10 protein-coding genes and 1 pseudogene are annotated in these 14,746 nt (G+C 59.8%); all 11 read left to right on the top strand.

The genetic code is table 11. The annotated features are described in order from the left end of the window. Positions 1 to 88 precede the first annotated feature (88 nt). A complete protein-coding gene (locus OKW26_RS14395) occupies positions 89 to 1,030 on the top strand; it encodes a hydroxymethylglutaryl-CoA lyase (RefSeq protein WP_429354024.1) in 942 nt (313 codons plus the stop codon). A 10-nt stretch (positions 1,031 to 1,040) separates the two neighbouring features. Beyond that, entirely contained in the window at positions 1,041 to 2,192 is a 1,152-nt protein-coding gene (locus OKW26_RS14390; protein WP_429354023.1) for a CaiB/BaiF CoA transferase family protein, read from the top strand. Positions 2,193 to 2,230: 38 nt separating this feature from the next. Further along, on the top strand, positions 2,231 to 3,307 hold the full coding sequence (gene hppD, locus OKW26_RS14385; protein ID WP_429354022.1) for a 4-hydroxyphenylpyruvate dioxygenase: 1,077 nt from the start codon (positions 2,231 to 2,233) through the stop codon (positions 3,305 to 3,307). An 86-nt stretch (positions 3,308 to 3,393) separates the two neighbouring features. After that, complete coding sequence (locus OKW26_RS14380; protein WP_429354021.1) at positions 3,394 to 4,833, top strand: MFS transporter; 1,440 nt, start codon at positions 3,394 to 3,396, stop codon at positions 4,831 to 4,833. A gap of 68 nt (positions 4,834 to 4,901) precedes the next feature. Further along, positions 4,902 to 6,929 carry an aconitase family protein gene (locus tag OKW26_RS14375; protein ID WP_429354020.1) on the top strand — a complete coding sequence of 676 codons (2,028 nt, stop codon included), beginning with the start codon at positions 4,902 to 4,904 and terminating at the stop codon, positions 6,927 to 6,929. A gap of 145 nt (positions 6,930 to 7,074) precedes the next feature. Further along, on the top strand, positions 7,075 to 8,403 hold the full coding sequence (hmgA, locus tag OKW26_RS14370) for a homogentisate 1,2-dioxygenase (protein WP_429354019.1): 1,329 nt from the start codon (positions 7,075 to 7,077) through the stop codon (positions 8,401 to 8,403). Positions 8,404 to 8,405: 2 nt separating this feature from the next. Further along, positions 8,406 to 9,695 carry a fumarylacetoacetase gene (gene fahA / locus OKW26_RS14365; RefSeq protein WP_429354018.1) on the top strand — a complete coding sequence of 430 codons (1,290 nt, stop codon included), beginning with the start codon at positions 8,406 to 8,408 and terminating at the stop codon, positions 9,693 to 9,695. Beyond that, a complete protein-coding gene (gene maiA / locus OKW26_RS14360) occupies positions 9,692 to 10,351 on the top strand; it encodes a maleylacetoacetate isomerase (RefSeq protein ID WP_429354017.1) in 660 nt (219 codons plus the stop codon). The genes fahA and maiA overlap by 4 nt, the downstream gene beginning before the upstream one ends. A gap of 292 nt (positions 10,352 to 10,643) precedes the next feature. Next, positions 10,644 to 10,892 (top strand): annotated as a pseudogene (locus OKW26_RS14355) (IS110 family transposase); the annotation flags it as partial. A gap of 261 nt (positions 10,893 to 11,153) precedes the next feature. Then, on the top strand, positions 11,154 to 13,238 hold the full coding sequence (locus OKW26_RS14350; RefSeq protein ID WP_429354016.1) for a P-loop ATPase, Sll1717 family: 2,085 nt from the start codon (positions 11,154 to 11,156) through the stop codon (positions 13,236 to 13,238). Positions 13,239 to 13,476: 238 nt separating this feature from the next. Beyond that, positions 13,477 to 14,682: an IS110 family transposase gene (locus OKW26_RS14345; protein ID WP_429353388.1), complete on the top strand. Its 1,206-nt coding sequence runs from the start codon at positions 13,477 to 13,479 to the stop codon at positions 14,680 to 14,682. The last annotated feature ends 64 nt before the right edge of the window (positions 14,683 to 14,746 follow it).

Below are 14,746 nucleotides of genomic sequence, written 5' to 3'. Positions count from 1 at the left end.
AATATCGCTTTAAGGATTAACAGGAAGGTCTAAAGTTATCACAACGCCGACGCCCTTACGATCGGCAAAGATAAATGGAGACAGCACCATGCCCCCGTTTCCCGCGAACGTCGCCATCCGGGAGGTCGGTTTGCGCGACGGCCTGCAAAGCATCCGGAGCATTCTTCCGACCGAACGAAAGATCGAATGGATCGATGACGCGTACGCCGCCGGTCAGCGCGAAATAGAAGTCGGCTCGTACGTTCCCGCTCGGCTTTTGCCGCAACTCGCCGACACCGCGGAACTCGTCTTCCACGCGAAAACGCTGCCGGGCCTCGTCGTCTCGGTGCTCGTGCCGAATCTGAGAGGTGCCGAGCGCGCGATCGAAACCCACGCCGATGTGTTGCTCGTGCCGCTTTCCGCGAGCCACGAACACAGCCTCGCGAACCTGCGCAAGACGCCCGATGAAGTCGTCGCCGAAGTGGCGCGCATCCGTGCGGCGCGGGACGCGTCCGGCTCCAAAACGCTGATCGAGGGCGGCATCGGTACGGCGTTCGGCTGCACCATCCAGGGCCGCGTCGAGCAGAGCGAAGTGCTGCGCTGCATGCAGGCGCTGCTCGATGCGGGCGCCGATCGCGTCAGCATCGCCGATACGGTCGGCTACGCCGGCCCCGCCGCCGTGCGCGAGTTGTTCGAGAAGGCGCGCAAGATCGCCGACGAACGCTTCTGGTGCGGCCATTTCCACGACACGCGTGGCCTCGCGCTTACCAACGTCTACGCGGCGCTCGAAACCGGCGTCGCGCGTTTCGACGCAACGCTCGCGGGCATCGGCGGCTGTCCGCATGCGCCGGGCGCGAGCGGCAACGCGTCGAGCGAAGACCTTGCGTTCATGCTCGCCGACATGGGTATCGAAACCGGTATCGACATTCCCGCGTTGCTGAGGTTGCGCGCGAAAGTCTCGGGCTGGCTCGAAGGCGAATCGCTGCACGGCGCGCTGTGGCTCGCGGGTCTCCCCAAAACCTTCGCTGCTCCGGCCGCGCTCGACGCCTGAGGTCAACATCATGAATACCCCCGCAAGACTTCCCCTCGACGGCGTGCGCGTCATCGAATTCACGCACATGGTCATGGGGCCGACGTGCGGCATGATCCTCGCCGATCTCGGCGCCGAAGTGATCAAGATCGAACCGCCCGGCGGCGACAAGACCCGCAAGCTGCCGGGACTCGGCATCGGCTTCTTCCGCTCGTTCAACCGCAACAAGAAGAGCGTCGTGCTCGACATCAACACGCCCGAGGGGAAGGAAGCCGCGATCGAACTGATCGGCACCTGCGATGCGATGCTCGAAAACTTTCGCCCGGGCCTGATGACGAAACTCGGCCTCGATTACGACACGCTCTCGAAGCGCTATCCCGGTTTGATCTACGTGTCGCACAAGGGCTTTCTGCCGGGACCGTACGAGAAGCGTCTCGCGCTCGACGAGGTCGTGCAGATGATGGGTGGCCTCTCATACATGACGGGTCCGGTCGGTCGGCCGCTGCGCGCGGGAACGTCGGTCAACGACATCATGGGCGGCATGTTCGGCGCGATCGGCGTGCTCGCCGCGCTGCGCGAACGCGAGCAGACCGGACGCGGTCAGGAAGTGCAAAGCGCGCTCTTCGAAAACTGCGTGTTCCTCTCGGGCCAGCACATGCAGCAATACGCGATGACGCGCGAAGCGCCGCCGCCGATGCCCTCGCGCGTGTCGGCGTGGAGCGTCTACGACGTCTTCACGCTCGCCGACGGCGAACAGCTTTTCATCGGCGCGGTCAGCGACAAGCAGTTCGTCATGCTGTGCGACGTGCTGAATCGCCCGGACCTGCCGGCCGAGCCCCGCTTCGAGACGAATGCACTGCGCGTCGCGATCCGCTCCGAGCTGCTCGAAGTGCTGAGCGCGATCCTGAAGGACCATCGCATCGAAGAACTTTCGCCGAAGCTCGAAGCGGCCGGCATTCCGTACGCGCCGATCGTGCGGCCCGAGCAACTTCTCGACGATCCGCATCTGAAGGCGAGCGGCGGCCTCGTGCCGATGGAAACCGACGACGGCAGCATGACCGAAGTCGTGCTCCTGCCGCTGACGATGGGCGGCCGGCGTCCCGGCGTGCGCCAGGCGCTGGCGCGAGTCGGCGAGCATACGCACGAAGTGCTGGCGCGCCTGAAGAGTCGGGTGGTCGCATGAATTCCGCCAACAGCGCATCGAATCACGGAGCAAATCAAATGGCAGATCTCTTCGACAACCCGATGGGCCTGATGGGATTCGAATTCGTCGAATTCGCATCGCCCACGCCCGATACGCTCGAACCGGTATTCGAGAAACTCGGCTTCACGCTCGTCGCGCATCACCGATCGAAGGACGTCGTGCTGTACCGGCAGGGCGGCATCAACTTCATCTTGAATCGCGAGCCGAAAAGCCCGGCCGCTTACTTCGCGGCGGAGCACGGACCGTCGGCGTGCGGCCTCGCGTTTCGCGTGAAGGATGCACACGCTGCCTACGCACGCGCCCTCGAACTCGGCGCGCAGCCGCTCGACATGCTTACCGGCCCGATGGAATTACGCCTGCCCGCGATCAAAGGCATCGGCGGCGCACCGCTCTATCTAATCGACCGCTTCGAAGACGGCGAGTCGATCTACGACATCGACTTCAGATTCGTCGAAGGCGTGGACCGGCGACCGGAGGGCTACGGACTGAAGCTCATCGATCACCTGACGCATAACGTCTATCGCGGACGCATGGCGTTCTGGGCCGGCTACTACGAGAAGCTGTTCAATTTCCGCGAGATTCGGTATTTCGACATCTCGGGCGAGTACACCGGCCTCACCTCGAAAGCGATGACCGCGCCGGACGGCAAGATTCGCATTCCGCTGAACGAGGAATCGTCGAAGGGTGCGGGACAGATCGAAGAGTTTCTGATGAAGTTCAACGGCGAAGGCATCCAGCATGTGGCCTTGCTCTCAGACGATCTGCTCGCCACCATCGACAAGCTCGCGATGGCTGGCGTCCCGCTAATGACCGCGCCGAGCGAGACGTACTACGAGATGCTCGAAGAGCGTTTGCCGGGTCACGGGCAGCCGGTCTCCGAGTTGCGCACCCGCGGCATTCTGCTCGACGGCAACACGAGCGGCGGTACCCCCCGACTCTTGCTGCAGATCTTCTCCGATACGCTGCTCGGCCCCGTGTTCTTCGAATTCATTCAGCGAAAGGGCGATGACGGCTTCGGCGAAGGCAACTTCAAGGCGCTCTTCCAGTCGATCGAACGCGATCAGGTTCGACGGGGTGTCGTCGGGCAGCAATAGCTTTCGATACGCGGATCATCACTTTCATGCCGGCAGGCGTTCAATCACAAGAAGCGCCGCCGATGCAAAGAACAGGAGACAAAGACATGCAGCAGACCGTCACCGCGGGCAACCCCCCGCTCGTCGCGCCGAACGTTCACGTCGGTATCAATCCGGGCGCGGAAATCTCCGCGCGCATGGACCGATTGCCGATCACGCGGCATCTCTGGATGCTCGTGTTCCTCATCTCGCTCGGCGGGTTCTTTGAAGTCTACGACCTGATCTTCACCGGCTATATCGCGCCGGGCATGGCCAAAAGCGGTCTCCTGCAGACCACCACGCATTCGTTCTTCGGTTTCAACGGAATCGCGGCGTTCATCGCGGCGACGTTCGCCGGCCTGTTCGTCGGCACCTTCGGTTTCGGCTGGATGCCGGACCGCTACGGGCGCCGCACGGTCTTCACGTTTTCGCTGCTGTGGTATTCGGTCGGCTCGGCGATCATGGCCTTCCAGACGACGCCCGAAGGCGTGATGCTGTGGAGATTCATCACGGGCATCGGCGTGGGCATCGAGATCATCACGATCGACAGCTACGTTACCGAACTCGTGCCGCAGCACATGCGCGGCCGTGCGATGGCGTTCAACCAGATGGTGATGTTCGCCGCTGCCCCGGTCGCCGCGATCCTCTCGTACTGGCTCGTGCCGACGACGTTGTTTGGCATCGACGGATGGCGAATTGTGGTGCTCGCCGGATCGGTGGGCGCGGTGCTCGTGTGGTTCATCCGCCGCGCGGTGCCGGAAAGCCCGCGCTGGCTCGCGTCTCACGGCCACGTCGAGAAGGGCGAGCGGATCGTGGCGAAGATGGAAAAGATCGTCGCGCGTCAAAGCGGCGAACCGCTGCCGCCGCCGCTCGCGGTGATTGAGCAGCCGGCGCATCGCCGCGCGTCGTTCTCGGAACTGCTGCAGCCGCCGTACCGTTCGCGCCTCATCATGCTGATCGTGTTCAACTTCTGTCAGGCAATCGGCTATTACGGGTTCGTGAACTGGGTCCCGACGCTCCTGATTGGGCAGGGCATCACCGTGACAAAGAGCTTGCTGTATTCGTTCATTATCGCCTTTGCGATGCCAGCGGGTCCGATGCTCGCGATGCTATACGCCGACAAGATCCAGCGCAAATGGCTGATCGTCGGCGGTGCGCTCGCAGTGGCCGCTTGCGGGTTGGCCTTTGGACAAATGAAGGAAGTCGCGCCACTGATCGTGCTGGGCGTCCTGATCAGTCTGGCCGGGCAGACGATTTCCGTCGCCTTCCACGCATACCAGGCGGAACTCTTCCCAACAGCGGTGCGTTGCCGTGCAAGCGGCTTCGTTTTTTCGATCAGCCGCATCGGTGCGATGTTTTCGGGGTTCTTCATTGCATACCTGCTTCGGAATTTCGGCGTCGTGGGCGTGTTCGCCGGCATCACCGGTTGCATGCTGGTGGTTGCTATAGCGATTGGCGTTTTCGGACCCAGGACCAATGGTGTTCGACTTGAGGAATTGAATCAGTAAGTTCCGCAACCGTTCCAGTTCCAATCTCCTGCCGCGCGTTAGCCGCAGTTTCAATATCGGAGACAGACATGTCCCAATCACCTTCCCGGCGGTCTGATCCGTCGAAGACCGTGCGCTTCGATGGTCGCGTGTTGTTTCTGTCGCAGAGCGCAAGCGTGATCGAGCGGCAGTTGCTCGGTGAAGACGTCACACTTGAAGATGCAGGGTTCCTGCGCACGGACATCTCCACCGATGAAATCACCCCCGCCTACATCTGCTACTACTACGACGAGAAACTGGGCGAGTATCCTTACCTTGGCCTCGACTGCATGGGCACGCGTCCAGTCAAACAAGGCAGCGTGAAGGCGGGCGGCTTCGCGGTCACCGTGGCGGGCCGCCGCTATGGAAAAGGATCGTCGCGCGAGGCCAGTCCGTTCGCCGAGTGGTGCGCAGGTATTCGCCTGGTGATCGCCGAGAGCTTCGAGCGAATCTACCGGCAGAACTGCCATAACCTGGGCATTTTCACTTCGACGGACTTTGGCCTGATTGCGCGGATCCGTCGAGGCGAGGACATTCCGGTGGAGGAATTCACCCGTGGAGAAGATGCGCTCACGGTCGAGCTGATTCGCAGGGGCGGACTTTTTCGCCTGACGGAGGCCAGACGGACTGGATGGCGGCCTTCAGCACAACCTCTCGGGTCACGGCCCATGACCTACGCCGAAAAAATCATCAGTCGAGCGGGCGGCTGCTTGGGCGTCACGCCTGGTCAGAGTCTTTTCGCGAAGACCGACTGGCGCTACGCGCACGAGTACGTTTCTCCGATGTCTATCAGCTTCCTGCGCCGGGAGTGCGGCGACCAAATCGGACTGCATGACCCCGACAGCATAGTGTGCTTTTCCGACCATTTGACCTTCATCCACCGCAGCATGCCAGCCGAGCGTCGTGCGCTTGGGCTGCTCGACGTGGCGCAAGCAATGGGGCAGGTTCAGCAGCGGTTCTGTGAACAATACGGACTGCGCCATCATGGGCTATTGATCGACCGGGAAGGCTCGGAAGGAATCAGTCACTCAATCATGGCCGAGCGGTACGTGAAACCGGCGCAGCTCGCCGTCGGCACGGATTCTCATACCCCTCATTGCGGCGCACTGGGCGCACTCGCGTTCGGGATCGGCGCCACGGAAATGGCCAACGCGTGGCTCACTGGCGACGTACGTGTGAAAGTACCCGAGACGTGCCGGATAAACCTCAATGGAAGATTGCCCACTGGAGTGGAGGGAAAAGATATCATGCTGCACCTGCTCCGCTTGCCCTATGTTCGTGAGGGCAATGCGATCGGACAGATATTCGAATACCGTGGAGAAGCCCTCACATCGTTATCGACCGACGAGCGGGCGACGCTGACGAACATGGTCGCAGAAATTGGTGGCTTCAGCGGCATCATCGCTCCGGACGAGGAAACGCAGCGCTTCCTGCGCGAACGCAGAGGCATCGATTTCGAAATTGAGCCGTGGATGCGCAGCGACGACGATGCTGTAGTGGCGCATTCAATCGACGTCGACTGCTCGCAACTGGAGCCCATGCTCGCGCGCCCGGGTGACCCTGGTCAAGGTATCGCCTTGTCGGAGCTTCAAGACTCGGTACGGGTGGACATCGCTTATGGCGGCTCCTGCACGGGCGGCAAACGCGAGGATTTGCAGCGCTGCTACGAAGTGTTGGAGTGGGCTTTGAGCCACGGCCTGAAGGTGGCCGAGTCGACTCGCTTCTTTCTGCAGTTCGGCAGTCAGGACGTGCGCGACTACTGCGTGCGCGCAGGGATGCTGGAGGTTTTCGTGCGTGCGGGAGTCGAACTCATCGAACCGGGTTGCGGTGCATGCGTCAACGCAGGTCCCGGGGTTTCAGAACGGCCCGACCAGGTGACGGTCAGCGCCATCAATCGCAATTTCCCCGGCCGTTCCGGCCCTGGGAAGGTGTGGCTAGCTAGCCCTTCGACCGTTGCGGCAAGCGCTGTAGCCGGACGGATCGTCAGCTTTGAGCGATTGCGAGCATCGTTTGGCGAAGACCAGAAAACGCCAACACATCCATCACTCAATCGGCTCTCAGGTGCTGACAAACGTTGAGGCGCTGACCTATGTGACGTGTTGCGACGGATTTGGTCAGGCGGCCGTTGCAAGAGTCCTTCTCTCGCTTACTCAAGCTGAGGGTCGACTGTTGGTCACCTGACGCAGATCCTCCGCGGTGCTAACAAACGGAAACCGGAACGACATGCCGAGAAGCGATTTTGAACTGACTCATGCCGAGGGCCTTAAGTATCAGTCCGGCTTTGCTAACGAGTTCGCCACGGAGGCGATAGCGGAGGTGCTGCCCGTCGGACGCAATTCACCGCAGCGTGTGGCGAAAGGTCTATATGCCGAGCAGTTGTCCGGCACGGCGTTCACGGCGCCGCGCGCCCACAATCGACGCTCGTGGCTCTATCGCATCCGGCCGGCGGCGGTGCATCGTCCGTTCAATGCGATCGAAAACGATCGCCTCGTTGGCGACTTCTCGACCGTGCCCAAAACGCCGCCCGACCAGTTGCGCTGGAATCCGCTGCCGTTTCCGGATGCGCCGGTCGATTTCGTCGATTCGCTGATCACGATGGCCGGCAACGGCTCGGCTTCGTCGATGTCTGGCTGCGCGATCCATCTGTACGCAGCGACGCGCTCGATGCAGAACCGCTTCTTCTATTCGGCCGATGGCGAGTTGCTGATCGTGCCGCAGGAAGGACGCCTCACGCTCGCGACCGAACTCGGCGTGCTCGATGTGGAACCGCAGGAAATCGCGGTGATTCCGCGCGGCGTGCGCTTCACGGTCGCGCTGCCGGACGGCCGTGGGCGCGGGTATGTCTGCGAGAACTTCGGCGCGTTGCTCGAATTGCCGGACCTGGGGCCCATTGGGGCGAACGGCCTTGCCAATCCGCGCGATTTTCTGACGCCTGTCGCCGCTTTCGAGGATCGCGAGGGCGACTTTGAACTCGTCGCGAAGTTCGGCGGCCATCTCTGGCGCGCGGACATCGACCATTCGCCGCTCGATGTCGTCGCGTGGCACGGCAACTATGCGCCGTACAAGTACGACCTGCGGCGCTTCAACGCCATCGGCTCGATCAGCTTCGATCATCCCGATCCGTCGATCTTTCTGGTGCTGCAATCGCCGAGCGACACCGAAGGCGTGCACGCGCTCGACTTCGTGATCTTCCCGCCGCGCTGGCTCGTGGGGGAGAACACGTTCCGTCCGCCGTGGTTCGATCGCAATGTCGCGAGCGAATTCATGGGCCTGATTCACGGCGCCTACGACGCGAAAGAAGAAGGCTTCGTGCCCGGCGGCGCCAGCCTGCACAACTGCATGTCCGGACACGGTCCCGACGCCGACACGTTTCGCAAGGCTTCCGACAGCGATACGAGCAAACCGCACAAGGTCACCGACACGATGGCGTTCATGTTCGAAACGCCGCTCGTCATCCGTCCGACCGAGTACGCGCTGAAAACCTCGCAATTGCAGTCGGAGTATTCCGAGTGCTGGCAGGGACTGAAGAACAACTTCGCGAAGGAACAGTAATCATGGATTGGCACCAGACCAACCACCCGAAGCTCAAAAGCTGGGTCGAGTCGGCAAACGCGGCCGACAGCGATTTCCCGATTCAGAACCTGCCGTTCGGCGTCTTCAGCGATGCGTCGAACACGACGCCGCGCGTGGCCGTCGCGATCGGCGATGCGGTGCTCGATCTGAGCGTGCTCGCGCGTGAAGGCTTGATCGAACAGGACGCCGCGCTGTTCGTGCAGTCTTCGCTCAACGCATTCATCGCGACGGGCAGGGCGCAATGGCGTGGGTTGCGCGTGCGTCTGTCGACCCTGCTCAGTGCCGCAAATGCCGAGTTGCGCGACAACGCGGCGCTGCGCGAGCGAGCGTTCGTCGCTCAGAAGGATGCGCGCTTGCATCTGCCCGTCGAGATTCCCGGCTATACCGACTTCTACTCGTCGCGGGAGCACGCGACCAATGTCGGTTCCATGTTCCGCGATCCGAGGAATGCGCTTCTGCCGAACTGGCTGGAGATTCCCATCGGCTATAACGGGCGAGCGTCGTCGGTGATCGTGAGCGGCACGCCGGTGCGGCGGCCGAACGGGCAAATCAAGCTGCCCGATGCCGAACGGCCGGTCTTCGGCGCGTGCCGCAAGCTCGACATCGAACTGGAGATGGGCTTCATCATCGGCGCGGGGAGCGAGCTCGGCGATGCGATCGCGTGCGAAGAGGCCGAAGCGCATATCTTCGGCATGGTGCTGCTCAACGACTGGAGCGCGCGTGACATTCAGCAATGGGAATACGTGCCGCTCGGGCCGTTCAATGCGAAGGGCTTCGCCACGACGATCTCGCCGTGGATCGTCACGCTCGATGCACTCGAACCGTTTCGCGTCCAGCAGCCGGAGCAGACGCCGCAGCCGTTGTCATATCTGCGTCATGCGGGCGAGCATGCGTTCGACATCGCGCTGGAAGTCGATTTGCGCGCGGCGAGCGACGACGAGGCACAGACCATCTCGCGCACCAACTTCCGTCACATGTACTGGACGATGGCGCAGCAACTCGCGCATCACACGAGCGGCGGATGCAACGTGCGCGTGGGCGATCTGATGGGCTCGGGCACGATCAGCGGCCCCACGCCGGACTCCTGCGGCTCGCTGCTGGAATCGGCGTGGAACGGACAGCGTCCGTTGCAGCTTGCGTCGGGCCAGACGCGCACCTTCATCCAGGACGGCGACGAACTGACGTTGCGCGGATGGTGCCAGGGGGACGGTTATCGCCTCGGCTTTGGCACGTGCGCGGGAACGATCCTTCCGGCGAGAGAAACCGTATGAGCGCGTTCACGCTGCACGGTTACTTTCGAAGCTCCGCGTCGTTTCGCGTGCGGATTGTGCTGAATCTCAAGGGCATTCCGTACGATCAGGCGCCAGTGCATCTCGTGCGCGATGGCGGCGAGCAGTTGCAGGCGTCGTACCGCGCGATCAATCCGGACGGTCTGGTGCCGTCGCTCACATGCGATGACGGCAGCGTGCTGATGCAGTCGCTTGCGATCATCGAATACATCGAAGAGTGCTTCCCGACGCCCGCGCTGCTGCCTGCATCGGCGCTGGATCGCGCGTTCGTGCGCTCGGTCGCGTTGCAGATTGCGTGCGAGATTCATCCGATCGCCAATTTGCGCGTGCTCAAGTATTTGCGCGGCGAGCTCGGCGCGTCAGAGGCGCAGAAGGACGCGTGGTACCGCCACTGGATCGATCTCGGCTTCGCCTCCCTCGAGGCGAAGCTGGCATCGGACGCGCGCACAGGACGCTACGTTTTCGGCGATACGCCCACGCTCGCTGACATCTGCCTCGTCCCGCAAGTGTGGAACGCGCGCCGCTTTTCGATTCCGCTCGACGCCTATCCGACGATCCAGCGCATCGCGGATCACGCAATGCAGCATGGAGCGTTCGCCGCTGCCGAACCTAGGCGGCAGCCTGACGCAAGCGCTTAGAAACTATCGCGATCAAGGCGCTCGTGGATTCGGCTAGCGTGAAACAGCCCATAACCCGGATCAGTATGCGCGACTAGGACCGTCCGGTAACCGATGCGTAGCCGCCGTTCAAGCCCGCACGATTCAGAGGGCCCGAATGGCGGCAACTGGCCGAGAGCATCAGTTCAGTGAACGTTCTACAGTGCGGACGTTGGAGTCTTCAACGAATTGGTAAGGACCTCCCCGATTGCAGGATCGACACCGTCTGGTGCCATCATGGCTCGTGCTACAACCTTCCGGGAAGGGGGAAGTCATGGACAGGATTACTCGTGTTGGCGTGGATCTGGCGAAGAACGTGATGCAGATTCACGCGGTCGACAGCGCCGAATGCGTCGTAGTACGTAAAGCGATTCCGCGGGAGCGATTTGTGAGCTGGTTTGCCAATCTGGAACCGTGTCTGATCGCCATGGATGCATGCGGTGCGGCGCATTACTGGGCACGCAAGCTACACGCGCTCGGGCATGAGGTGCGGCTGATTCCCCCGCAATTTGTCGCGCCCTATCGCAATGAAGTGACGGTCCTAGGATCGCAGATCGCGTCATCGCGACGGCCGATTTGATCTACCCCTTCAAATGGACCGCGTTGACACAGGTCCTGTTCTTAACCATAGACTGCGGATTCTTCCCATCTTCGAACAATACATTCCGTTGCACGAGTGAGCCGTAATAGAGTGCGGGCAACTTTCAAGTTCGGGGTTGGACGCGATGCATGTAGAATCTGTGCACAGAATATGTCCGATAGACGATGCGACGAGCCGTTACTGATGACAAATCTCAGATCTAATGCACTCGGCGATACAACGGCCGAGAATGATAAAAAAATGCTCAGTGAAGCATTTGTGCCTACTGCCGATTTTCGCACCCTGATCGAGACCGACGAACGTACTGTTGTCGTTGGAAGGCGAGGCACCGGAAAAAGCGCACTTTATCTCCAATTGCAGAAATATTGGGAAAACGACAAGAAAATCGTTATCCTTTGTTTCTCACCCGAAGATACCGAAGTGATTGGATTTCGGTCACTCCTAAAGCCATTTTCGAATTCGTTTAATTTGGCGCGCGCATCTACTAGATTGCTTTGGCGATACGCCATGCTTATGGAGATCGCCGCTTATATACGCGGCAATTACAAGCTGTCTCACTTGGTCGAAGATGATGATATTCTTCACGAACACTTGCAGCGTTGGAGCGGCGTAAAAGGAAGTCTTCTTACCAAGTGTAGGCACATCGCCAAGACTTTTTTGTCAAGTGAGTCGCCCGAAGAGGCAGTTGGAGACTTGCCGACAAATCTCGATTTAAGTCACATCGAAGGTAAAGTTCTTTCGCTTACAGCCCTTTCTGATAGGCGATTTATAATATTAATGGACCGATTGGATGAAGGCTATGAACCGGATGACATCGGAATTGGTATTATAACGGGGTTGGTGTACGCTTCAATCGAATTAAATAAGCGTGCTGAAAAGATTCGGCCAATTATTTTTCTGCGCGATAACATCTATCGCGCGGTCGCCAAAGAAGACCCGGATTATTCTCGCAATGTTGAGGGTCAGGAAATCCGTTTGCATTGGGATTGGGCTCAATTGTTGTTGCTTGCCGCATCCAGAATGCGCGTTTGTTTCAAGCTCGATCAAGAGAAGGACCAACGGATTTGGGATCGTTGCACCGCGGGCGATTTGCAAGGCCGCGATGGATTCAGACAATGTCTGCAGTTCACGTTGTACCGCCCCCGTGACCTTCTTTCATTATTAAATGAGGCTTTCTACTGTGCCTCTCGCGATAACCGGTCGACCGCGATATTTTCGGACTTAGAGTTTGCGGCTAGATCTATTTCAGTCGCTCGTCTGGAAGATTTGTGGAAGGAGTATCAAAAGGTTTTTCCGTCAATACAGGCAATGTCGAATGCATTCGCTGACGGCGAGCCGGAATTCGACGTCCATACCGCAGCTGCGCTCCTATCGAATGTCATAGAAAAGCTCGGCGAAAATGAATCCCAAGCTGTAGTCAGGGACGTTAGGCTTCTTGAGCCGAGCGGAATCCTTCAGGGGTTATATAGCGTTGGGTTCCTCGGTATGCACGAGTCTACGACTGGCGCATTCACCTTTTGTCACGATGGACGAACTCCCGATGTTGCGTTTGGCGATAAATCGCGACTTCTAATTCATCCATGCTATTGGCTAGGATTAAATTTAAGTAGAAATGCGTTGAAACCAGAAGAGGCAGAGGAGATAACTGATGAGTACGACATTAAAGTTCAATCAATCACGCCGGAAATACGGAACACAAGAATTGGCCAGACGATTACTCAGCTAGACAGAATCCCACTCGGACAGGAAGGACAAAGCGATTTTGAGCATTGGTGCCTGGATGCGCTGCGAATCGCTTTCGCGGCGCATCTCACTAATATTCAATCGCATCCTAATGGCGCTGCAGTTCAAAGACGGGACATTGTTGGCCGGAATCGAGAAGAATCTGAGTTTTGGCGCCGAGTAAGAACCGACTACAAAGTACGTCAAGTGATCTTTGAGGTGAAGAACTATGCTGAACCGGGAGCAGCCGAATATCGCCAGCTTCAATCATATTTGACGGGAACGTATGGAACGCTTGGATTCATGATTACACGAGATGCCGACGAGAATTTGCACAGCGGCAAGGATTTAGACTGGATCAAGGAAATGCATCAATCTCACGGGGTGGTGCTTATGAAGTTGCCTGCCAAATATATTTGTAAATTGTTGCAGAAGCTGCGGAGCCCCGATAAGCACGATGTAGTCGATCATCAAATCAACACGCTCCTTGATGTATATGAGAGAAATTATCTTGGCATAAAAACGACTCGACAGAAAAAGCGGTGATTGGGACCCCCGTTACTATCTTCACTCCTCGACAATCGAGGATTTGGCCAGCTAGGCCCGGCATGATTCTCGCCCCCAGTCGCAGTCATGATCCGGGGGGTGTTGTCACCGGGCCTGGTGGGTGGCTGGTGATCGCTAATAGGGGCTCGGCCAGGATATCTTGAGGCCGTCCGTAACGTGGATGCCGAGACTTGCCACCGATGTTGCAGGCCAAACCGTTCAACCTGCAAAGCCTTCGATGCAAGAAAACCAACAACATAGCTCTGTCGATGTATTCGTCGGCGTCGATGTCGGCAAAGGCCACCATCACGCCGTCGCCCTCGATCGGACCGGAAAGCGCCTGTACAACAAGGCACTGCCCAACGATGAGGCCAAGCTGCGCGCCGTCATCACCGAACTCAAGACGCACGGCCAGCTCCTGTTCGTCGTCGATCAGCCCGCCACCGTCGGTGCATTGCCCCTGGCAGTCGCCCGTGATGAAGGAGTCCTGGTCGCGTATCTACCGGGTCTGGCTATGCGCCGCATCGCTGACCTGCACGCAGGGGAAGCCAAGACCGATGCTCGCGATGCCGCCATCATTGCTGAAGCCGCGCGCTCGATGCCACATGCGCTGCGCTCACTTCGACTGGTTGACGAACCGCTCGCCGAACTCACCATGCTGTGCGGCTTCGACGACGATCTCGCGGCACAGATCACGCAGACCAGCAACCGCATTCGAGGTTTGCTCACCCAGATCCATCCAGCGCTGGAACGCGTTCTGGGGCCGCGCCTCGACCATCCGGCCGTGCTCGATCTGCTTGAGCGGTATCCATCGCCCGCAGAACTTGCCGCGACCAGCGAGAAAACGCTTGCCAACCGCCTCACCAAACTCGCGCCTCGCATGGGCAAGAGCCTCGCGGCCGAGATCGTTCAGGCGCTCCGCGAACAGGCTGTGATCGTGCCCGGTACTCAGGCAGCAACCATCGTCATGCCGCGTCTTGCACAGCAACTCGCGTCCTTGCGCAAGCAGCGCGATGAGGTTGCCAGCGAAGTCGAGCGTCTGGTGCAAGCACACCCTCTTTGGCCGGTCCTGACCAGCATGCCGGGAGTCGGCGTCAGGACTGCCGCCAGACTCCTCACTGAAGTCGCTCACAAGGCGTTCGCCTCAGCCGCGCATCTGGCTGCCTACGCCGGCCTCGCCCCGGTCACCCGGCGCTCGGGCTCGTCGATACGGGGCGAACATCCATCCCGGCGGGGCAACAAGGTGCTCAAGAGAGCGCTCTTCCTCTCCGCCTTCGCAGCTCTGCGCGATCCAATCTCAAGAGACTATTACTCGCGCAAGGTCCAGCAGGGTAAGCGCCACAATCAGGCGCTCATCGCTCTGGCCCGACGACGCTGTGACGTGCTGTTCGCCATGCTGCGGGACGGCACCCTATATCAACCTAAATCCGCCCCTAATGCTTGACGAATCACATAGGGGCACCCCCCCGCGTCACAATGGTTGTCGCCTGGATAAAATTGGAATCTGG

Source organism: Paraburkholderia sp. 32, assembly GCF_050435345.1.
Lineage (GTDB): Bacteria > Pseudomonadota > Gammaproteobacteria > Burkholderiales > Burkholderiaceae > Paraburkholderia > Paraburkholderia tuberum.
Note: the sequence above shows the minus strand (reverse complement) of the source record. Positions and strands in the feature narration are given on the sequence as shown.